The sequence below is a fragment of the Blastococcus sp. SYSU DS0552 genome (genome assembly GCF_054050815.1).
Genome location: NZ_JBJHAB010000019.1, coordinates 50898 through 71938, shown reverse-complemented (window position 1 = coordinate 71938; position 21041 = coordinate 50898). Strand labels below are relative to the sequence as shown.

The following is a 21041-nucleotide window of genomic DNA, read 5'->3' as shown; positions in this document are numbered from 1 at the left end:
GGCGGCCGCGCCCGCGCCCCCCCCCGCGGCGGGCGCCGGGGCGCCCGGCGCCCCCCCCCCCCCCCCCCCCCCCCCCCCCCCCCCCCCGGTCCCCGGGAAGGTCATCCCGCCGTCGCCACCGTGCGGGCCGCCGCGAGCCGGGCCATCGTCCGCTCGCGCCCGAGCAGCTCCATCGACTCGTACAGCGGCGGGGACACCGTGCGCCCGCTGACGGCGACCCGCACCGGCCCGAAGGCCTGCCGCGGCTTGCGCCCCAGGCCCTCGACCAGCGCGTCCTTGAGCGCCTGCTCGATGGCCGGGGTGGTCCACTCCGGCAGCTCGCGCAGCGCCGCCGCCGCCGCGTCCAGCACCTCGACCGCGCCGTCCCCCGCGAGCTGCTTCGCCGCCGCCTGGGGGTCGATGGTGACCTCGTCGACGAACAGGAAGCCCAGCAGCCCGACGGCCTCGGAGAGCACCACCATGCGCTCCTGGGCCAGCGGCGCGATCGCCCGCAGCACCGACTCCTGCTCGGCGGTGGGCGGCTCGGCGACCAGCCCGGCGCCCGCCAGGTACGGCACCACCCGGGCGGTGAACTCCTCGACCGGCAGGGCACGCAGGTGGGTGGCGTTGATCGCCTCGGCCTTCTTCAGGTCGAACCGCGCCGCGTTCGCGTTCACCTTCGTGACGTCGAACGCCTCCACCATCTCCGCGACCGAGAAGATGTCGCGGTCCTCGGCGATCGACCAGCCCAGCAGCGCCAGGTAGTTGACCAGCCCCTCGGGGAGGAAGCCGCGCTCCCGGTAGACGTCGAGGTTGGACGTGGGGTCGCGCTTGGACAGCTTCTTGGTTCCCTCGCCGGTGACCAGCGGGAGGTGGCCGAACCGGGGGGTGCCCTGCGCAACGCCGATGTCGGTGAGCGCCGCGTACAGGGCCAGCTGGCGCGGGGTCGAGGGCAGCAGGTCCTCGCCGCGGAGGACGTCGGTGATGCCCATCAGGGCGTCGTCGACCGGGTTCACGAAGGGGTAGAGCGGGGCGCCGTTGCCGCGCACGAGCACGAAGTCGGGCACCGCACCCGCGGCGAAGCGCACCTCGCCGCGGACCAGGTCGGTCCAGCTGAGGTCCTCGTCGGGCATCTTCAGCCGCAGTACCGGGGACCGGCCCTCGTCGCGGAAGGCCTGCTTCTGGGCGTCGGTGAGGAACCGGTCGTGGTTGTCGTAGCCGAGCTTGGGGTCCTCGCCGGCGGCGCGGCGCCGGGCGTCGACCTCCTCGTTGGTCGAGAACGACTCGTAGGCGTGGCCGGCCTCGAGCAGCTTCGCGGCCACCTCCCGGTAGACGTCGTGCCGCTCGGACTGCCGGTACGGGCCGTTCGGGCCCCCGACCTCCGGCCCCTCGTCCCAGTCCAGCCCGAGCCAGCGCAGGCTGTCGAGCAGGTGCCGGTAGGACTCCTCGGAGTCGCGGGCGGCGTCGGTGTCCTCGATGCGGAAGACGAACGTGCCGCCGTGGTGGCGGGCGTGCGCCCAGTTGAAGAGGGCCGTGCGGATCAGCCCGACGTGGACCAGCCCGGTCGGCGACGGGCAGAAGCGGGTGCGCACGGTCATCGGGCGCCACCGGCCGTCGAGACGGCGTCGGCCGCCGTCACGGTGTTGGTCAGCGTGCCCAGGCCCTGGATGCTGCACGCCACGGTCTGGCCGGGGCGGATCGGGCCCACGCCCGAGGGCGTGCCGGTGAGCACCACGTCGCCGGGCAGCAGCGTCATCACCTGCGAGATGTAGGAGATGAGCGTGGGGACGGCGAAGAGCAGCTGGCTGGTGCGGCCGTGCTGGCGACGCTCGCCGTCGACGTCGCAGGTGACCTCCAGGTCGCCGGCGTCGAGGCCGATGCCGCCCAGGTCGGTCTCGATCCACGGCCCGAGCGGGCAGAAGGAGTCGAAGCCCTTGGCGCGGGTCCACTGCCCGTCGCTGCGCTGCATGTCCCGCTCGGTGACGTCGTTGCCGATCGTGTAGCCGAACACGCTGCCCAGCGCCTGCTCCGGCGTGACGTTGCGGGCCCCGCGGGCGCCGATCACCACGGCGAGCTCCACCTCGTGGTGCACGTTCGTGCTGCCGGGCGGGATGCGGATGGCGTCGCCGGGGCCGATGACCGACGTCGAGGGCTTGAGGAACAGCAGCGGTTCCTTCGGGGCCTCCCCGGTGTTCATCTCCTTGACGTGCTCGGCGTAGTTCTTCCCGACGCACACGACCTTGCTCGGCAGGATCGGCGAGAGCAGCCGGATGTCGGCCTGCGCGTAGCGGGTACCGGTGAAGGAGATCTGGCCGAAGGGGTGGCCCTCGATCTGGGCGACCTGGCCGTCCCCGTCGAGGACGCCGAAGGACATGCCCTGAGGAGAGGCGAAACGGACGATGCGCACGAGCCGAGGTTAGTCGCGCGCCGTTCTGCCTATCGTCCGCCCATGGCCTGCCGGTTCAGCGAACTCGTCGTCGACAGCCGGGACCCCGAGTCCCTCGCCGCCTTCTGGGCGGCGGTGCTGGGCTACCGGGTGCTGGGACGGGAGGAGAACGGTGAGGTCGAGATCGGGCCCGAGGCGGGGTTCGGCGGGCCGGCGCCCACGCTCATCTTCCAGCCGGTGGCCGAGCCCACCCCGGGCAAGGTGCGGCTGCACATCGACGTCAACCCGACCGACCGCGACCAGGCCGCCGAGCTGCAACGGCTGCTCGACCTGGGCGCGACACCGGCCGACGTCGGGCAGTCCGGCGACGAGAGCTTCCACGTGCTGGCCGACCCGGAGGGCAACGAGTTCTGCCTGCTGAGGACGCGGCTGGAGCCGCTGTAGGCAGCGCGGCTCCGCCCGTCAGGGGGACGGCAACTGGCCGCGGTATCGCGGCGAGTGGGGCCCGGAGGGTCCCGGGCAGCCGCGACGGAGCCGCTCCGCCCGTCAGGGGGACGGCAACTGGCCGCGGTGTCGGCCGGAGGCCGACAATGTGACCGTGATCCTGATCGTCGTGAAGTTCCCCGTCCGTCCCGAGCGCGCCGACGAGTGGACCGGGCTGGCCGCCGACTACGCCCGCGCGGTGAATGCCGAGGAGGGCTCGCTGTTCTTCGAGTGGTCGCGGAGCCTGGAGGAGCCCGACACCTACGTCTGCGTCGAGGGCTTCCGCGACGCAGACGCGGGCGCTGCCCACGTGGCCACCGACGCCTTCAAGCGCTTCGTCGAGCAGGCACCGGACCTGGTGTCGGCGCAGCCGCAGATCATCTACGTGGACGCGCCCGAGGTCGCCGGGTGGGGCCCGATGGGTGAGATCCAGCCGCGCTGACACCTCAGGTGCGGCCCTTCCTGCTGCTGTCCTCCCGCCCGGAGGACGAGGCAGCCGACGAGGAGTACGCCTCGTTCCTGCGGTGCACCGCGCTGCCTGCCCGGCGCCTGCACCGGATCCGCTTGGAGACGGGACCGCTGCCTGCGATCGACCTCGACGACTACGCGGGCGTCTTCCTCGGCGGCGGACCGTTCAACTCCTCCGACGAGGAGAAGTCGGCCGTCCAGGTGCGGGTGGAGCGCGAGGTCGGCGGCCTGCTCGACGAGATCGTCGACCGGGACCTGCCGTTCTTCGGCGCCTGCTACGGGATCGGCACCCTCGGCACCCACCAGGGCGGGGTCGTGGACCGCGCGTTCGGCGAGCCGGTGTCGGCGGTGGAGGTGACGGTGACCCCGGAGGGGCGGGAGGACCCGCTGCTGGCCGGGGTGCCCGACCGGTTCGCGGCCTTCGTCGGCCACAAGGAGGCATGCCGCGTCCTCCCACCGACCGCGGTGCTGCTGGCCTCGTCCGAGACCTGCCCGGTGCAGATGTTCAAGGTGAAGGAGAACGTCTACGCCACGCAGTTCCACCCGGAGCTCGACGTGGCGGGGATCGTCCAGCGGGTGCGCATCTACCAGCACGCCGGCTACTTCGCGCCGAGCGAGGTGGAGGCGGTCGTCGAACGGCTGACCCCCGCGGTGGTGACCGCGCCCGGCCGGCTGCTGGCGAACTTCGTCGCCCGCTACGGCTGAGGCCGGCGGATCACCGCGTAGGTGAGCGCGTCGACGAGCGCGTGCCACGACGCCTCCACGATGTTGGCGTGGACGCCGACGGTGGTCCACTCCCCCACCCCGTCGATGGTGTCGATGAGCACGCGGGTGGTGGCGCTCGTGCCGCCCTTCCACCCCAGGATGCGGACCTTGTAGTCGGCCAGGGAGACGTCGGCCAGCTGCGGGTAGCGGTGCACCAGCGCCTGGCGGAGCGCGTTGTCCAGGGCGTTCACCGGGCCGTTGCCCTCGCCGGTGCTGATGATCCGCTCGCCGTCGACGTGCACCTTGACCGTCGCCTCGCTGACGACGACGCCGTTGCCCCAGTGCTCGACGGAGGTCCGGTAGCTCTCCAGCTCGAACAGCGGCGGCGGCGCGTCGGGCAGCTGCGCGCGCAGCAGCAGCTCGAAGGAGGCGTCGGCGGCCTCGAAGGACCAGCCGTCGGCCTCCAGCACCTTGACCTGGTCCACGACCCGGCCGATGGCGTCGGACTGGTCGGAGAGGTCCACGCCCAGCTCGCGCCCCTTCAGCTCGACCGACGCCCGGCCGGCCATCTCCGTGACCAGGATGCGCATGTCGTTGCCGACCACCGCGGGGTCGAGGTGGTTGTACAGCTCCGGGCTGACCTTGATCGCGCTGGCGTGCAGCCCCGCCTTGTGCGCGAACGCCGAGGCGCCCACGTAGGGCTGGTGGTCGTCGGGGGCGATGTTGGCCAGTTCGGCGATCGCGTGGCTGACCCGCTGCAGCTCCGGGAGGCACTCGGCGGGCACCGCGGGGATGCCCATCTTGGTGACCAGGTTGGCGATCAGCACGAACGTGTCGGCGTTGCCGGCCCGCTCCCCGTAGCCGTTCGCCGTCCCCTGCACGTGAGTGACGCCGGCCTCGACCGCGGCCAGGGTGTTGGCCACGGCGCACCCGGTGTCGTCCTGGCAGTGGATGCCCAGCTTGCCGTCCACGCGGGATGCCACGTCGGCGACCACGCGCCCCACCCCCATGGGCAGCATGCCGCCGTTCGTGTCGCACAGGACGCCCACCTCCGCCCCGGCGTCGAACGCCGCCTGCAGCACGCGCACCCCGTAGTCCGGGTCGGCGGCGTAGCCGTCGAAGAAGTGCTCGCAGTCGAGGAAGACCCGCCGGCCGGCGGCGACGAAGAAGGCGACGGTGTCGGCCACCATCGCCAGGTTCTCCTCCAGGGTGGTGCGCAGCGCCTCCCGCACGTGCCGCACGTCGGACTTCGCCACCAGGCAGACCACCGGCGTCTCCGCGTCGAGCAGGGCGCGGACCTGCGGGTCGTCGGCCACCGCGACGCCGGCCTTGCGGGTGGACCCGAACGCCACCAGCTGGGCGTGCTCGAGCTTCAGCTCGGTCCGCGCCCGGGCGAAGAACTCGGTGTCCTTGGGGAGGGCACCCGGCCAGCCACCCTCGATGTACCCGACCCCGATCTCGTCGAGCAGCCGGGCCACCGCCAGCTTGTCGGCGACCGAGTAGCTGACCCCCTCCCGCTGGGCGCCGTCGCGCAGCGTGGTGTCGAAGACGTGGAAGTCGGTCTCGGTGGTCACGGTGTCTCCCGGGGATGGCAAGGGCCGAACACGAAAAAGACCCCCCGGGTACGGGAGGTCTGCGCGCAGTCGGGGGGGTGACTGCGCGCTAGGCGATGATGATCGTGCCGCTGGTGTGCATCGCCGACCATGAAAGCACGGGAGGCGCGGTGCGCGGCACCCCGTCCCGGAAACCGGGCGACGGGCCACCCCCTGCGCTGGTACCCACTCCTGGTGATCCCGACCGAGTGGACCCCCGTGCACCGCCCCGTCGACGGCGAGCTGGTGGGCTGGCTGGCACCCGACGGCGCCGCCGGCCTGGTGCGCCCGGTGCTGCTCACCGGCGCTCCCCTGGCCGGCCCCCGGTCCCCCGGCGACGCCGCGGCGCTGCTGCGCACCGAGGGGCTGCGCGCACTGGACCGGCGGTGGTGGGCCCGGCTGCCCGAGCCGTTCCCCGCCGGTACCGTCGCGGCCGGGGAGCCGGGCGAGGACTGGACCTGGCAGCCGGTCGTGCTGGTGGAGTCCTCCCCCACCGGCTGCACGGTGCGCCCGGAGTGGCCCGCCCCGGGCGAGACCGGGCGCGCCGTCCTCCCGGTGCCGGTCGGCGACCTGCTGCGTGAGCAGCCTCCGGAGGGCTGAGACGTCACCCCCGGTCGGGGACCCGGGCGCGCAGCCGGTCGCTGAACTCGACGTCGTAGGGCAGACCCCGGAGGTCCTCCGCGACGACCTCGACACCCGCGGCGCGCAGCAGCTCGGCGAGCCATTCCCAGGGGTGGTCCTCGCCGGTGTCCTCCGCATCGTCCGGGAGCACGGTCGTGCGCACGTCCTCGACCAGGTGCGCGAGGGTCAGGCCCTGCCACGGGTCCGCACCGCCGCCGAGCGTGAACCCCCGCTCGTCGTGCAGCCGGATGCGGCGCCCGTCCGCCAGGACGGCGAACTCCTCGACGCGGAACGAGATGCCGCCCGGATCGAGGACCGGCTCGTCGGGGGCCGGCACGTACGGCGCGTACCCCCACCGCGAGGTGGCGCGCTCGCCCGCCCGCGCGTCGTCGCCCTCGGCGCCGGCGAGCAGCCGTCGGCGGGCTTCCTCCTCGGTCACCAGGTCGCACCATGCGCCCAGCCCGACCACCGGCGTCCCCACGACCCGACCGTAGCGCCGGCCGGAAGGTCAGCCGCCGGCGAGCGCGGCCAGCCTGTCGCCGACGTCGGACGTGCGGATCGTCGCCCGCGGGTCGCGGGTGGACAGGTCGAAGGCGACGGCGGCGTCGACCTTGCGCGCCTGCTCGGTACGGCCCAGGTGCTCCAGCAGCAGCCCGACCGAGAGCACGGTCGCGGTCGGGTCCGCGATGCCCTGGCCGGCGATGTCGGGGGCGGAGCCGTGCACCGGCTCGAACATGCTCGGGTTGGCCCCCGAGGCGTCGAGGTTGCCGCTGGCCGCCAGGCCGATGCCCCCGGTCACGGCGGCCGCCACGTCGGTGACGATGTCGCCGAACAGGTTGTCGGTGACGATGACGTCGTAGCGGCCCGGGTCGGTGATGAAGAACATCGAGGCGGCGTCGACGTGCTGGTAGGCGACGGTGACCTCCGGGAACTCGACCGACACCTCCTCCACGATCCGCGACCAGAGGCCGCCGGCGTGGGTGAGCACGTTGGTCTTGTGGATCAGCGTCAGGTGCTTGCGCGGGCGCGCCACGGCCCGCTCGAACGCGTAGCGGACGACCCGCTCCACCCCGAAGGCGGTGTTGAGGCTGACCTCGGTGGCGACCTCCTGCGCGGTGTCCTTGCGCAGCACCCCGCCGTTGCCGACGTAGGGGCCCTCGGTGCCCTCGCGGACGCACAGCATGTCGATCGGGCCGGGCTCGAGCAGCGGGCTGCGCACACCGTCGAACAGCTTGGCCGGGCGCAGGTTGACGTGGTGGTCCAGCTCGAACCGCAGCCGGAGCAGCAGCCCGCGCTCCAGGATGCCCGGGGGCACGCTCGGGTCACCGATGGCACCGAGCAGGATCGCGTCGTGCCGGCGCAGCTCGTCGAGCACCGTGTCGGGCAGCAGCTCCCCCGTCCGCTGCCACCGCGCGGCACCCAGGTCGTAGGGGGTCGTCTCCAGGTCGGGGGCGACCGCGCGGAGGACCTTGAGTCCCTCCGCCACGACCTCGGGTCCGATGCCGTCTCCGGGGATCACTGCCAGGCGCATGGGAAGGGACCCTAGGTCAGGGGGTGGGGTGTTCGGCGGGCCGGGCCGCGCGTGGCCCCACCCCGCCGGGTCCTTGCCCCCGTGTGGGCGCACCGACATCCTGGGCACCGAAGCCGGCGCGGGCCGGCCCCGACGGAGGAGAACAGTGAGCCAGTCCGACGACCAGGGTCGAAACGATCCCCAGTCCTCCGCTCCTGGGAACGGGCAGGACCACGGCCAGCCCCCGTACGGGCAGCAGCAGCACGGGCAGCCCCAGCACGGTCAGCAGCAACACGGGCAGGGCCAGTACGGGCAGCAGCAGTACGGGCAACCCCAGTACGGGCAGCACAAGTACGGGCAGAGCCCCTACGGCCAGCCCCAGTACGGGCAGCCCCAGTACGGGGAGCAGCAGTACGGGGAGCAGCAGTTCGGGCAGAGCCCCTACGGCCAGCCGGGGTACGGCACGCCGGCCCCCTACGGTCAGCAGTACCCGCAGCCGTACGGCCCGTACGGCGCTCCCGGCGTCCCCGCCAAGCCGGCCGGCGTGATCACCGCGGCCGTGCTCGGTTTCGTCTACGGCGCGATCGGGCTGCTGGTCACCTTCTTCCTCTTCGTCGTGGGCGCGGCCGCCAGCGGCGCCGGCGGCGGGCTGGACGAGGAGATCCCCGGCTTCGGGGCGGTGACCGGTGCCGTCGGGGGCGTGCTGATCGGCTTCGGTGTGCTGGCCCTGGCCTGGACCGTCGTCATGATCTGGGGGGCGGTCTGGGCCCTCACCGGTCGCAGCCGGGTGCCGCTGCTGGTCGGCGGCTCGATCGCCCTGGCCTTCACCACCATCGGCCTGCTCGGCACCCTGGCCGACGGCACCGCCGGCGATGTCGTGGTGAACCTGATCTTCTTCCTGGCTGCCCTGGCGATCGTCGTCCTGCTGGCCATGAAACCGGCCACGCAGTTCTTCGCCGCGCACCGCTACCGGCGTACCGGTCACTGAACCGGGTGCTTCCGGCCGGAACGGCCCGTTCCGGTCTGCCGGGCCCCCCTGCAGGTGTGAGGATTGATACAACCCGCGTCCGTCGGCCCCGACGGATCCCTCGAGCAGGAGGTAGCTGCGATGTCCGGCCCCACGCCCGGTTCCGATCCCGACCACCCGCAGGGAGGGTCGCCGCAGGGGCAGCCCGGCTGGGGCCCGCCGCCCAGCCAGCAGCCCGGCCAGGGATACGGCCAGGGCCAGGGCTACGGCCAGGGGTACGGCCAGCAGCCCGGTGGCTACCCCGCCGCCCCGGCCGGCTACGGGCAGGCGCCCGCCGGCCAGCGCCCGGGTCAGGTGACGGCGGCCGCCGTCATCGGGGTGGTCATCGGCGGGCTCGGGACCCTCGGCGGACTGCTGACCCTCTTCGCGATCGGTGCGGTCTTCGAGGTCGACGCCCTGCTGGGCATCCTGGCGCTGCTGTCGTTCGCGGCCGCCGTCGTCCTGCTGATCGGCGGCATCCAGGTGCTGCGTGGCCAGGACCCGAAGCTGCTCCTCCTCGGCAGCTACGCGTCGATCGGCCTGCAGCTGCTGTACCTGCTCTGGAGCCTGGTGCAGGAGGAGGGCTTCATCTTCACCGGGCTGCTCGGCTTCGTGCTGCCGGTCCTCATCGTCGTGCTGCTGCGCAGCGGCCAGTCCCAGCAGTACTTCGCGGCCCGGGGCCAGTCCGCCTGAGTCCCCACCCCACGCGAGACGGCCCCCGCTGCGTGCGCAGCGGGGGCCGTGGTCGTCGTGCGGCCCGGATCAGTCGCGGGCGGCCGTACCGGTGTAGTCGTCGGACGCCGAGACCCAGCTCATCAGCCCACGCAGCTTGCGCCCGGTCTCCTCGATCGGGTGCGCCTCGGCGGCGGCCCGCTTGGCCTTGAAGTCGGGCGCGCCGGCGTCCTGGTCGGCGATGAAGGCCGCGGCCCAGGAGCCGTCCTTGATCGCGCCGAGGACCTCCTTCATCGACTCCTTGACCCGGGCGTCGATGACCTTGGGCCCGGAGGTGTAGTCGCCGTACTCGGCGGTGTCGGACACCGACCAGCGCTGCTTGGCGATGCCGCCCTCGTACATGAGGTCGACGATCAGCTTCAGCTCGTGCAGGCACTCGAAGTAGGCGACCTCCGGCTGGTAGCCGGCCTCGGTCAGCGTCTCGAACCCGGCGGTGATCAGCGCGCTGGCGCCACCGCACAGGACGGCCTGCTCACCGAACAGGTCGGTCTCGGTCTCCTCGGCGAAGGTGGTCTTGATGACGCCGGCGCGGGTGCCCCCGATCCCCTTCGCGTACGAGAGCGCGAGCGCCTGCGCGCTGCCGCTGGCGTCCTGCTCCACGGCGATCAGGCAGGGCACGCCCTTGCCGTTCTCGAACTCGCGGCGCACCAGGTGGCCGGGGCCCTTCGGGGCGACCATCGCGACGTCGACACCGGCCGGGGGCTTGATGTACCCGAACCGGATGTTGAAGCCGTGGCCGAAGAACAGCGCGTCGCCGTCCTGCAGGTTGGGCTCCACCGACTCGGCGTAGAGGTGCCGCTGCACGTGGTCCGGCGCCAGGATCATGATCAGGTCGGCCTCGGCGGCCGCCTCGGCGGGCGTCACCACCCGCAGCCCCTCGGCCTCGGCCTTCGCCCGGCTCTTGGACCCCTCGGGCAGGCCGACACGGACGTCGACGCCGGAGTCGCGCAGCGACAACGCGTGGGCGTGCCCCTGGCTGCCGTAGCCCAGGACGGCGACGGTCCGCCCCTGGATGATCGAGAGGTCGGCGTCGTCGTCGTAGAAGATCTCGGCGGCCATGCTGGTGGTTGTTCCCTTCGGTAGGTGACGTGCTGGAACGGCCCCGTCGCAGGGTCCCGCGGCGTGCGGAGCGCGTCGTGGGGGGCGACGGGGTCCTTGCTCAGGCGGTGCGCTCGACCGGGCGCAAGGTACCGGCGCCGGACATCGCCCGCGGCCCCCGGCCCAGGGCGACGGTCCCCGACTGGGCCATCTCCTTGATCCCGAGGGGGGCGAGCACGGCCAGCAGCGCCTGGAGCTTGTCGGGCGTCCCGGTGGCCTCGAGGGTCACCGTGTCGGGGTTGACGTCGACGACGCGGGCGCGGAACAGCTCGGCGGTCTGCAGCACCTGGGTGCGCTCGGCCATCGGCGCGCGCACCTTCACGAGCAGCAGCTCGCGCTGCACGGCGGCCCCGCCGTCCAGCTCGACGATCTTGATGATCTCGATCAGCTTGTTGAGCTGCTTGGTGATCTGCTCGAGCGGCTGGCTCTCCGCGTCCACGACGATCGTCATGCGGGAGAGGTCGGGGTTCTCGGTCGGCCCGACGGCGAGGGACTCGATGTTGAAGCCGCGACGGCTGAACAGCGCCGAGACGCGGGCCAGCACACCCGACTTGTTCTCGACGAGGACCGACAGCGTGTGACGGGACATGGGTGCGCTCCTCAGACCTGGCCGTCGCCGAAGACCGGGCGCAGGTCGCGCGCGGCCAGGATCGCGTCGTTGCTGGCGCCGGCGGCGACCATCGGCCACACCTGGGCGTCGGCCCCGACGACGAAGTCGATGACCACCGGCGCGTCGTTGATGGCCATGGCCTTCTCGATGACGGCGTCGACGTCGTCCTTGCTCTCGCACCGCAGCCCGACGCAGCCCAGCGCCTCCGCCAGGGCGACGAAGTCGGGGATGCGCACCGGCTTGGGCGAGCCGTCGGGGTTGCGCGCGTGCAGCTTGGTGTTGGAGTAGCGGCCCTCGTAGAAGAGGGTCTGCCACTGCCGGACCATGCCGAGGTTGCCGTTGTTGATGACGGCGACCTTCACCGGGATGCCCTCGATGGCGCAGGTGGCGAGCTCCTGGTTGGTCATCTGGAAGCAGCCGTCGCCGTCGATGGCCCACACGGTGGTGTCGGGGCAGCCGTACTTGGCGCCCATCGCCGCCGGGACGGCATAGCCCATGGTCCCGAGGCCACCGCTGTTGAGCCAGGTGCCCGGCTTCTCGTACCTGATGAACTGGGCCGCCCACATCTGGTGCTGACCGACCCCGGAGGTGTAGATCGCCTCCGGACCGGCGATCGCGCCCAGCCGCTCGATGACGTACTGCGGCGACAGCGCGCCGTCCTCGGGCCAGTCGTAGCCGAGCGGGTAGCGCTCGCGCCAGTCGTCGAGCTGCGCCCACCACGCCGCCAGGTCCGGCGTGCGGCCGGCCGCCTGCTCGGCGCGCAGGGCCTCGACCAGCTGCGCGATGGTCTCCTTGGCGTCGCCCACGATCGGCACGTCGGCCTTGCGGTTCTTGCCGATCTCGGCGGGGTCGATGTCTGCGTGGACGACCAGGGCGCCGGGCGCGAAGCTGGACAGCTCGCCGGTCACCCGGTCGTCGAACCGCGCCCCGAGCGCCACGATCACGTCGGACTTCTGCAGGGCGGTCACCGCCGCGACCGTGCCGTGCATGCCCGGCATGCCCAGGTGCTGGGGGCTGCTGTCGGGGAACGCCCCCCGGGCCATCAGGGTGGTGACGACGGGGGCGCCGGTCAGCTCGGCGAGCTCGGCCAGCTCCGCGGTCGCCTGCGCCTTGAGCACCCCGCCGCCGACGTAGAGGACCGGGCGACGGGCGCCGGCGATCAGGCCGGCCGCCTCGCGGACCTGCTTGCCGTGCGGGCGCGTCGTCGGCTTGTACCCCGGGAGGTCGAGCCGGGGCGGCCAGGTGAAGTCGGTGGTCGCCTGCAGGACGTCCTTGGGGATGTCGACCAGGACGGGGCCGGGGCGGCCGGTGGAGGCGAGGTGGAACGCCTCGGCGATGCGCTGCGGGATCTCCTCCGCCGTCGTCACCAGGAAGTTGTGCTTGGTCACCGGCATCGTGATGCCGCGGATGTCCGCCTCCTGGAAGGCGTCGGTGCCGATGGCCGCGCTCGGGACCTGGCCGGTGATCGCCACGATCGGGACCGAGTCCATGTAGGCGTCGGCGAGCGGGGTCACCAGGTTGGTGGCGCCGGGGCCGGAGGTGGCCATGCAGACGCCGACCCGGCCGGTGGCCTGGGCGTACCCGGTGGCCGCGTGCCCGGCGCCCTGCTCGTGCCGGACGAGGACGTGGTGGACGTGCGAGTCGAACAGCGGGTCGTACGCCGGGAGGATCGCCCCGCCGGGGATGCCGAAGACGACGTCGACGCCGACCGCCTCGAGGGACCGGACGAGGCTCTGCGCGCCGGTGATGCCGGTGGCCGGCTGGGCGGCGGCCTCGGCCACGGAGCGGGCCGTGGTCTCGACGCCGGTCAGCGCGGCGGCGGCCTCGCGGGTGGCGGCCTCGGAGTGGGGGGCCTCGTTCGGGGTGCTGGTCATCGCGCGGATCTCCTGTGCCTTGCGGCGTGGTGCGGGCTGGTGCGACGGGCGGCGTGCTCGCTGTGCGGCGGATCACGGCCAACAAAAAACCCCTCGTGCCCCGGGCACGAAGGGTCAGCGCGTCGGTCGGTGACCGAACGCGCTAGGCGAGTACGAGGACGCCGAGGGTGCGGGCGTCGGCGAGCATGAGGGTGCGAGGCACGGGGACACTGTGCGCCTGCCGACGCCCCTGCGTCAACCGTCGCGTCCCACCACGTGGACACCGGCGTCCAGATTCGGCGGTCCCGGCTCGGCCGCGTCGAGGATGGAGTCGTCGAACGAGGCGAGCAGCGCCCGCAGTTCCGCGAACGGCATCGGCCGCCCGAAGAGGTAGCCCTGCAGGTAGCGGCAGTCCATGGCCTGCAGGTGGGCCATCTGCGCCTCGGTCTCCACGCCCTCCGCGACGACGTCCATGCCGAGCGTGCGGCCGAGCTCCACGACGGCGGCCACGAGCGCGCGCCCCCGGGGACCGGTCTCGATGCCGGCCACGAACTCGCGGTCCATCTTCAGGATCTGCACCGGCAACCGCGCCAGGTAGGCCAGCGAGGACCACCCCCGCCCGAAGTCGTCCAGGGAGAGGACGACGCCCATGCCGCGGAGCGTCTCGAGGTCGCCGAGCACCCCTTCGTGCACGTCCAGCAGCACGGACTCGGTGATCTCCAGGATCAGCTTGCCGGCGGGCAGCTGGGCGGCGGTCAGCGCCGCGGCCACGTCCGGTGCCAGGCAGCCGGCCTGCAGGTGGCGCACCGAGACGTTCACGCCCATCTGCACGTCCCAGCCGTCGGCTAGGAGCACGGCCGCGTGCTCCGTCGCCACCCCGAGCACCCAGCGCTGGAGCGGCACGATCAGCCCGTCCTCCTCGGCCAGCGGGATGAACTCGTCCGGCGGCACGGTGCCCAGGAGCGGGTGCTCCCAGCGCACGAGCGCCTCCAGCCCGAGCACCCGGCGGTCGTGCACCCCGACGACGGGCTGGTACAGCACGCGCAGCTGGCCCTCGGCGAGCGCCGTGGGCAGGTCCCGGGCCAGCCGGGTGCGGCGGACCAGCGCCGCGTCGATCGCCTCGCCCGAGGAGCGCACGCAGCGCTTGCCCGCGGCCTTGGCCGCCCGCAGGGCGAGATCGGCCTGCCGGACGGTGTCCGACGCGTCGGCGACGGGATCGAGCTCGGCCAGGCCGATGCTCCCCGAGACGGCGAACCGCGGGCCGCTGCCCTGCCCGTCGGCCGACGGCGCACGGAACGACCGGTCCAGCGCCACGACCAGCCGCTCGGCGAGCCCGGTCGCCTCTCCGAGCCCCCCGGGCACCAGCAGCGCGAACTCGTCCCCGCCGAGGCGGGCGACGAGGTCCTGCGCGCGGGCGCCGTCGCGCAGCTGGTCGGCCACCTGGACGAGCAACTGGTCGCCGGCCTCGTGCCCGGCGACGTCGTTGACGGCCTTGAAGCCGTCGAGGTCGACCAGCAGCACGCAGCCCGGGTGCCCCTCCGCGGCGCGTAGCCGCGCGTCCTCCAGGGCGGCGAGGAACCGCGCGCGGTTGGGCAGCCCGGTCAGGTAGTCGGTGTAGGCCATGCGCTCCAGCTCCCGCTGGGTGGTCCGGCGAGCGGTGACGTCGCGCAGGTGGAGGACCAGGCCCTCCCGCAGCCCGGTCCCCGGCACCCCGGCCCGCGCGGCACCGGCGAGCTCGACGTCGCGCCGGTCCCCGGCGCGGGTGCGCAGCCGCACGGTCGGCGGCAGTGCGGCGGGGTCCGCCGGCACCCGTCCGGCGAGCACGTCCTCGAGCACCACGTGGTCGTCGGGGTCGACCAGGTCGGCCAGCAGGCGACCGGTGAGCTCCCGCTCGGGCCACCCGAGCTGACCGTCGGCCGCGCCGGAGACCCAGCGGACCCGGCCGCCGCCGTCCAGCACCACGGTGACGTCCTCGGCGCTGGCGGCCAGCGCACGGAAGTAGGCCTCGGTCTGCAGCAGCCGGCGGGTGAGCCGCCCACCGTCGAGGACCCACAGCAGGCTGCGGATCGAGGTGCAGACCATGAGCAACCCGAGCGCCACCTGCTCGAGCCGGGTGAACACGTGCCCGGCGGTCAGCACCACGATGACCACGCCGGCGACCCCGTAGGCCGACGCGTGGCTGACGGCCAGGCCGAACAGCGGCAGGCCGTCGGCATCCCTGCCCTGCGCGGGGAGCCGCCCGGGGTCGGTGTCCACGGCCCGGACGCCGGCGGCGAGCATACCCGACCAGGCGATGCTGACCAGCAGGTCCGCGGGCCGCTCCCCCAGCACATGGGCCAAGGCGGGCGCGACCCCGAGGACCGCCGTCCCCACCGCCGCGACCAGCAGCCACACCGCCGGGCGCCGGCGGGACGCGGCCGCGCGGGTGACGACCACGAGCGCCACCGCGCACAGCAGCGCACCCGCGGCGGGGTACCCCATGTTCTGCAGCACGCCGGTGACGCCGCCGCCGCGGACGCCCGACCGGGAGAGCAGGAGCCCGGTGAGGAGCACGACCGCGACCAGCACGATGGCGCCGTCGAGCAGCTCCCGCACGCCGGCGCGCCCGCTCCGGCGCGGCAGCAGCAGGAAGCAGGCCGCGAGGCCGAGCGGCAGCGCGAGCACCTGCGGGACGTGGACCAGCGCGCCGTCCACGGTGCCGAGGAGGCGGCCGGCGGCCAGCAGCACGCCGGCCGCCGCCACCGCCTGCCACGGCCGGCGGGCGGCGGGGTCCAGCCGGGCCGCGTGCCTCTGGACGACGAGGGCGGTGGCGAGTGCTGCGCCCGCGAGGAGGACGGTCAGCAGGCGTTCGGCGCCCGCACCCAGGCCGGGCCGGGCGATACCGCCGCACAGCGCCAGCACGGCGAGCGCGACATAGAGGAACACCGACTCCCGCCGCTCCCGCGCGGACGCGGCCGACGGCAGCAGGCCGATCGGGCAGGTGCGCAGCGGCGCGGCGAACGGGAGCGCCGCGAACGGCTCGGGCACCGACGGCGCACCGCCGTCCCGTCGCCGCGCGTCGGAGTCCACGACCCTCTGGTCGGCAACGACCCCGGGGCGGTGGAGCCGCCACCGTCCCGGGGTCACCCCAAGGGGGGTCAGCCGCAGATGGCGCCCTGGGCGGCCGAACCGACGAGCTTGGCGTACTTGCCGAGCACGCCGGTGGTGTAGCGCGGCGGCAGCGGCTCCCAGCCCTCGGCCCGGCGGGCCAGCTCGTCGGCGTCGACCAGCAGGTCCAGCGTGCGGGTCGTCAGGTCCAGCCGGATGCGGTCGCCGTCGCGCACGAAGGCGATCGGGCCCCCGTCGGTCGCCTCCGGGGCGACGTGGCCGATGCACAGGCCGGTGGTGCCGCCGGAGAACCGGCCGTCGGTGAGCAGCAGGACGTCCTTGCCGAGTCCGGCGCCCTTGATCGCGCCGGTGACCGCGAGCATCTCGCGCATGCCCGGGCCGCCCCGCGGCCCCTCGTAGCGGATGACGACGACGTCGCCGGCCTGCAGCGTGCCCTCGGTGACGGCGTCCATGGCCCCCTGCTCGCCGTCGAACACGCGGGCGGTGCCCTCGAACACGTCGGCGTCGAAGCCGGCCGACTTCACGACCGCGCCCTCGGGGGCCAGCGAACCGCGGAGCACCGAGAGCCCACCGGTCGCGTGGATCGGGTCGTTCATCGCGTGGATGATCGCGCCGTCGGGGTCCGGCGGGGCGATGTCGGCCAGGTTCTCGGCCATCGTCTTCCCGGTGACGGTGAGCACGTCGCCGTGCAGCAGACCGGCGTCCAGGAGGGCGCGCAGGACCACCGGGACCCCGCCGACGCGGTCGACGTCGGTCATGACGAACCGGCCGAAGGGCTTGACGTCGGCCAGGAGCGGGGTGCGGTCGCCGATCCGGTTGAAGTCCTCGAGCTCGAGGTCCACCTGCGCCTCGTGCGCGATCGCCATGAGGTGCAGGACGGCGTTGGTCGAGCCGCCGAGCGCCATGACCACGGTGATCGCGTTCTCGAACGCCTTCTTCGTCATGATCTGGCGCGCGGTGATGCCCTTGCGCAGCAGGTTGACCACCGCCTCACCGGAGGCGACCGCGTACGCGTCGCGCCGGTTGTCGGGGGCCGGCGGGGCGGCGCTGCCGGGCAGCGCCATGCCCAGGGCCTCGGCGACGCTGGCCATCGTGTTGGCGGTGTACATGCCCCCGCACGAGCCCTGGCCGGGGCAGGCGGCGCGCTCGATCGCGTCGAGTTCGTCCTGGGTGATCAGCCCGCGGGCGCAGGCCCCGACGCCCTCGAAGACGTCGATGATCGTCAGGTCCCGGTCACCGAGCTTGCCCGGCATCGTGGAGCCCGAGTAGAGGAAGACGCTGGCCAGGTCCAGGCGCGCGGCGGCCATGAGCATGCCCGGCAGGGACTTGTCGCAGCCGGCCAGCAGCACCGAGCCGTCCAGCCGCTCGGCGAACATGACGGTCTCGACCGAGTCGGCGATGACCTCGCGGGACACCAGCGAGGCGCGCATGCCCTCGTGGCCCATGGAGATGCCGTCGGAGACCGAGATGGTGCCGAACTCCAGCGGGAAGCCGCCGGCGGCGTGCACCCCCTCCTTGGCCCGCTTGGCCAGCCGGTCCAGCGACAGGTTGCACGGGGTGATCTCGTTCCAGGAGGACGCGACGCCGATCTGCGGCTTGGCGAAGTCGTCGTCCCCCATCCCGACCGCACGCAGCATCGCGCGCGCCGGGGCCTTCGCCAGCCCGTCGGTCACCTCGTAGCTGCGGGGCTTGAGCGGGCTGTGCGTCGCGCTCGCTGGCTCGTTTCCGGGGATGAGGTCCTCGCCGATCGTCACGAGCGGCGATGGTAGGCCCGTCGCCGGACCGACCGGGGGGCGCGGGTGGGAGGATCGCCCTCCGTGACCCCTCCTGCCCGCTTCCGGATGAACCGGAGCGCGCTGCTGCCCGTGATCCTGCTGGCCCTCGGCATCCTCCCCACCGCTCTCGTGAGCCCGTGGACCCTCCTGCTGCTGCTGGTCCCGGTGGCGGTGGCCGCCTGGGTCCTGCGGACCGGCGTCAACGTCGACGACCGCGGCATCACCGCACGCTCGCTCGTGGGATCCCGGACCGTGCCCTGGCCCGAGCTGGCGGGTATCCGTCTCGGCCGGCGGGGCGAGCTGTGGCTGGTGACGACGAGGTCGACCGAGGTGCGGCTGCCGGTGCTGCGGGTGCGTGACCTGCCCCGCCTGGCCGCTGCCTCGGGCGGGCGCCTCGACGATCCTTCCGCCCGTCCCGTGGGTCAGTAGTCGCCGACGACGTTGGCCAGCGGCTGACCCGCGAGGATCCGGCCGATCTGCTCGGCGACCGCCGCCGTGGCCCGCTCACGGGTCGCCGGCACCTCCCCGCCGACGTGCGGGGTGAGCAGCAGGTTCGCCGCACCCCACAGCGGGTGGCCCTCCGGGAGCGGCTCGGGATCGGTGACGTCGAGGGCCGCGCGCAGTCGCCCGGACGAGAGCTCGGCCAGCAGTGCCCCCGTGTCCACGACCGGCCCGCGCGCCGCGTTCACCAGCAGGGCACCGTCGGGCATGGCGGCCAGGAACCGCGCGTCGACCAGCCCGGTGGTCTCCGTGGTCAGGGGGACGAGCAGCACGACGACGTCGGCTGCGGGCAGCAGCTCCGGCAGCTCGGCCACGGTGCGCACGCCCTCGCGCGGGCGGCGGGCCACGTAGGTCAGCCGCACGTCGAAGCCGGCGAGCATCCGGCCCACCGTGAGCGCGATGTCGCCGGCGCCGACGACCAGCACCCGCGCGCCGACCAGTGACCGGTGCGTGGCGAACGACCACCGTCCGGCCTCCTGCTCACGGACGAAGAACGGCAGCCCGCGCTGGGCAGCGAGAGTCGCCGCCACGACCCATTCGGCAGTCGCCGGGGTGTGCGCGCCCCGGGCGTTGCAGAGCACGACGCCCTCGGGCATGCGCCCGGCGAACCCCTCCGCCCCGGCGCTGGTCAGCTGCACCAGCCGCAGCCGCGGCAACGCGTCGAGGAAGCCGTCCGGCGGCGGCGCGGAGCCACCGCCGGCCACCCAGACCTGGGCCTGCGCGGGCTCGCCGCGGGGCGGGCCGTCCGCCGGCGTCACCCGGTGCGCCCGCACCCGCGGCGACAGCGCCTCCACCACCTCCGCCAGGCGCCGGGAGGGCACCAGCACGTGCAGCGTCTCGTCGGCCGTCAGCTCGAGCGTCGTCACCGCCTCACGCTAGCCAGCCCCGGTCGCACGCGCGCACGCCGACAGCGCATCCGCCGCACGTACCCTGGGCCCGGTGAGACCGAGGAGGGCGCGGAGCGCGCCGCGGGTGGTCACCGCACTCCTCGCCGGAGTGCTGCTGGCCGGCTGCGGCGGGGGCGGCTACGAGCCCGCCGGCCCGTTCCGGCCGCTGCCGGAAGCCCCCCCGCCCCAGGTGGGTCCGCCCCCGGCAACCCTGCCGCCGCCGGCGGACCCCGCCCAGCCGGGCTCGGGCGAGGAGGTCGGCGACCCCAACGTCGTCGCCACCGGGCTCAGCGTGCCCACGGGACTGGTCGTGCTGCCCGACGGGTCGGCGATCGTGGGCGAGCGGGACACCGGCCGCCTGCTGCAGGTCTTCCCCGACCGGTCGCCGGCGCGGGAGCTCATGACCGTTCCGGAGCTGGACACCAGTGGTGACGGCGGGCTCCTGGGCCTCGCCCTCTCCCCCACCTTCGCGGAGGACGGGCTGCTGTTCGCCTACGTCACCACCGCGACCGACAACCGCGTCGTGCGGTTCCCCGTCGGCGGGACGCCGAACCCGGTGCTGACCGGCATCCCGCGCGGTGAGACGGGCAACGGCGGCGGCCTGCTCACCGGAGCCGACGGCCACCTCTACGTCGGCACCGGGGACGCCGGGGACCCGGCGCTCGCCGCCGACCCGGACTCGCTGGCCGGCAAGGTGCTGCGCATCGACGTCTTCGGGCGCGCGGTCGGTGGGAGCAGCCCGGTGCACAGCCGGGGGTACCGCGACGTGACGGCACTCTGCCAGGACGGCGAGCGGCTCTACGCCACCGACGAGTCACGGCAGGGCCCCGACGAGGTCGACGTCGTCCAGGAGGGGGGCGTCGGCACGCTCCTGCTGCCGATCCCGGCCGAGGAGGGCGGTCTCGGCGGCTGCGCGGCGGCGAACGGCACGGTGTTCCTGGGCGCGCTCGACGGGCAGCGGGTGCACGTGATCACGCTCGACGAGAACGGCGTCCCGGTCGAGGGGGCCGCCGACGAGGTGCTCGTCGGCAGCTACGGCCGGCTGCGCACCGTCGTCCTCGACCCCGAGGGCGCGCTCTGGGTGACGACGTCCAACCGCGACGGCCTCGGCACCCCCGCCGGCGACGACGACAAGGTGCTGCGGATCCGTCCCCCCGGCGGCCAGCCGAATTCGCCGCTGTAGGGATCAGCGCACGAACCGGTGGACGACGTGCAGCCGGGAGTCGATCGGGTTGTCCGGGGTCAGCTCCCCCTCCGCGTACCAGGTCGCGCCCGCCCGTCGCAGCGCCCGCCAGGAGGCCTCGTTGGCCGCCACCACCGGCACCAGGACGTCGTGTGCGTCGGGGTGGTCGGCGAAGCCGCGCGCCACGGCCGCCGCGATCAGCGCGGCACCGAGCCCCCGGCCGCGGGCCGACGGCTCCCCCACCAGGTAGTCGATGCTCAGCGCCCCCCGGCGGCACGGGGCACACCGCGCTGAGCTCGGCGAGGGACTCCGGCTCGTCGTCGAAGCGGTAGACCTGCACCAGCCCGAACGGCTCGCCGTCGTGCACGCCGAGGTACACCGAGGTGGCGTCGGTGCCGTCGATGCTGGGCCCGTACTGCGCCTCCACCGCTGCGGGGTCGTCGTCCCACCACCGCGCCACGAGAGGCTCGGCGAGCCATCGGGCCAGCAGTGGGAGGTCCGACCGCCGCAGCGGCCGCAGCACCACCTCGGGCAGCTCCACTCC

19 protein-coding genes and 2 pseudogenes are annotated in these 21041 nt (G+C 74.0%); 8 read left to right on the top strand and 13 right to left on the bottom strand.

The genetic code is table 11. The features are described from left to right. Positions 1-101: 101 nt before the first annotated feature. Positions 102-1577 carry a glutamate--tRNA ligase gene (gltX, locus tag ACI8AG_RS17275; RefSeq protein ID WP_456597997.1) on the bottom strand — a complete coding sequence of 492 codons (1476 nt, stop codon included), beginning with the start codon at positions 1575-1577 and terminating at the stop codon, positions 102-104. Continuing rightward, complete coding sequence (locus tag ACI8AG_RS17270; RefSeq protein WP_456597996.1) at positions 1574-2386, bottom strand: fumarylacetoacetate hydrolase family protein; 813 nt, start codon at positions 2384-2386, stop codon at positions 1574-1576. Before ACI8AG_RS17270 ends, gltX begins: the two co-directional genes overlap by 4 nt. Before the next feature lie 42 nt (positions 2387-2428). Here ACI8AG_RS17270 and ACI8AG_RS17265 point away from each other — a divergent pair, with 42 nt between their 5' ends. The 3 genes from ACI8AG_RS17265 to ACI8AG_RS17255 all read left to right on the top strand — a co-directional run bounded on the left by ACI8AG_RS17265 (position 2429) and on the right by ACI8AG_RS17255 (position 4021). Further along, on the top strand, positions 2429-2809 hold the full coding sequence (locus ACI8AG_RS17265) for a VOC family protein (RefSeq protein ID WP_456597995.1): 381 nt from the start codon (positions 2429-2431) through the stop codon (positions 2807-2809). Between the two features lie 154 nt (positions 2810-2963). Then, positions 2964-3290 (top strand): putative quinol monooxygenase, encoded by a 327-nt coding sequence (locus tag ACI8AG_RS17260; RefSeq protein WP_456588849.1) that lies wholly within the window; start codon positions 2964-2966, stop codon positions 3288-3290. A gap of 8 nt (positions 3291-3298) precedes the next feature. Beyond that, positions 3299-4021 carry a glutamine amidotransferase gene (locus ACI8AG_RS17255; protein ID WP_456588850.1) on the top strand — a complete coding sequence of 241 codons (723 nt, stop codon included), beginning with the start codon at positions 3299-3301 and terminating at the stop codon, positions 4019-4021. Here the strand turns inward: ACI8AG_RS17255 and cimA are convergent. Next, positions 4012-5595 (bottom strand): citramalate synthase, encoded by a 1584-nt coding sequence (gene cimA / locus ACI8AG_RS17250; protein ID WP_456597994.1) that lies wholly within the window; start codon positions 5593-5595, stop codon positions 4012-4014. The genes ACI8AG_RS17255 and cimA overlap by 10 nt on opposite strands. Positions 5596-5808: 213 nt before the next feature. Here cimA and ACI8AG_RS17245 point away from each other — a divergent pair, with 213 nt between their 5' ends. Continuing rightward, entirely contained in the window at positions 5809-6213 is a 405-nt protein-coding gene (locus ACI8AG_RS17245) for a hypothetical protein (protein ID WP_456597993.1), read from the top strand. 4 nt (positions 6214-6217) lie between these two features. Here the strand turns inward: ACI8AG_RS17245 and ACI8AG_RS17240 are convergent, their stop codons facing one another. Together ACI8AG_RS17240 and ACI8AG_RS17235 are read right to left on the bottom strand one after the other, a co-directional pair. Further along, complete coding sequence (locus ACI8AG_RS17240; RefSeq protein ID WP_456597992.1) at positions 6218-6715, bottom strand: hypothetical protein; 498 nt, start codon at positions 6713-6715, stop codon at positions 6218-6220. 27 nt (positions 6716-6742) lie between these two features. After that, positions 6743-7765 (bottom strand): 3-isopropylmalate dehydrogenase, encoded by a 1023-nt coding sequence (locus ACI8AG_RS17235; RefSeq protein WP_456597991.1) that lies wholly within the window; start codon positions 7763-7765, stop codon positions 6743-6745. Between the two features lie 145 nt (positions 7766-7910). On the opposite strand from ACI8AG_RS17235, the gene ACI8AG_RS17230 reads away from it, so the two are divergent. Continuing rightward, positions 7911-8732 carry a hypothetical protein gene (locus ACI8AG_RS17230; protein WP_456597990.1) on the top strand — a complete coding sequence of 274 codons (822 nt, stop codon included), beginning with the start codon at positions 7911-7913 and terminating at the stop codon, positions 8730-8732. Positions 8733-8852: 120 nt separating this feature from the next. Further along, complete coding sequence (locus tag ACI8AG_RS17225; protein WP_456597989.1) at positions 8853-9443, top strand: hypothetical protein; 591 nt, start codon at positions 8853-8855, stop codon at positions 9441-9443. A 69-nt stretch (positions 9444-9512) separates the two neighbouring features. On the opposite strand, the pseudogene ilvC reads toward ACI8AG_RS17225, so the two are convergent. From ilvC to ilvD, 5 genes and pseudogenes are all read right to left on the bottom strand, one after another. Next, positions 9513-10559, bottom strand: a pseudogene (gene ilvC, locus ACI8AG_RS17220) (ketol-acid reductoisomerase); the annotation flags it as partial. 82 nt (positions 10560-10641) lie between these two features. Continuing rightward, positions 10642-11169 carry an acetolactate synthase small subunit gene (ilvN, locus tag ACI8AG_RS17215; RefSeq protein ID WP_456597988.1) on the bottom strand — a complete coding sequence of 176 codons (528 nt, stop codon included), beginning with the start codon at positions 11167-11169 and terminating at the stop codon, positions 10642-10644. Positions 11170-11180: 11 nt separating this feature from the next. Next, positions 11181-13064 (bottom strand): acetolactate synthase large subunit, encoded by a 1884-nt coding sequence (locus ACI8AG_RS17210; protein WP_456597987.1) that lies wholly within the window; start codon positions 13062-13064, stop codon positions 11181-11183. 234 nt (positions 13065-13298) lie between these two features. Continuing rightward, a complete protein-coding gene (locus ACI8AG_RS17205; protein WP_456597986.1) occupies positions 13299-16112 on the bottom strand; it encodes a putative bifunctional diguanylate cyclase/phosphodiesterase in 2814 nt (937 codons plus the stop codon). 68 nt (positions 16113-16180) lie between these two features. Further along, a complete protein-coding gene (gene ilvD, locus ACI8AG_RS17200; protein WP_456588859.1) occupies positions 16181-17905 on the bottom strand; it encodes a dihydroxy-acid dehydratase in 1725 nt (574 codons plus the stop codon). A 63-nt stretch (positions 17906-17968) separates the two neighbouring features. Between ilvD and ACI8AG_RS17195 the strand changes: the two genes are divergently transcribed. Next, positions 17969-18355, top strand: coding sequence for a PH domain-containing protein (locus ACI8AG_RS17195; protein WP_456597985.1), 387 nt, complete (start codon positions 17969-17971; stop codon positions 18353-18355). On the opposite strand, the gene ACI8AG_RS17190 is transcribed toward ACI8AG_RS17195, so the two are convergent. Continuing rightward, positions 18349-19293: a 2-hydroxyacid dehydrogenase gene (locus ACI8AG_RS17190; RefSeq protein ID WP_456597984.1), complete on the bottom strand. Its 945-nt coding sequence runs from the start codon at positions 19291-19293 to the stop codon at positions 18349-18351. The genes ACI8AG_RS17195 and ACI8AG_RS17190 overlap by 7 nt on opposite strands. 73 nt (positions 19294-19366) lie before the next feature. Between ACI8AG_RS17190 and ACI8AG_RS17185 the strand changes: the two genes are divergently transcribed. Next, entirely contained in the window at positions 19367-20497 is a 1131-nt protein-coding gene (locus ACI8AG_RS17185; protein ID WP_456597983.1) for a PQQ-dependent sugar dehydrogenase, read from the top strand. A gap of 3 nt (positions 20498-20500) precedes the next feature. Here ACI8AG_RS17185 and ACI8AG_RS17180 read toward each other — a convergent pair whose 3' ends face one another. Then, entirely contained in the window at positions 20501-20740 is a 240-nt protein-coding gene (locus tag ACI8AG_RS17180) for a GNAT family N-acetyltransferase (protein ID WP_456597982.1), read from the bottom strand. Positions 20741-20870: 130 nt separating this feature from the next. Then, positions 20871-20957: pseudogene (locus ACI8AG_RS17175) on the bottom strand (hypothetical protein); the annotation flags it as partial. Positions 20958-21041: the final 84 nt, after the last annotated feature.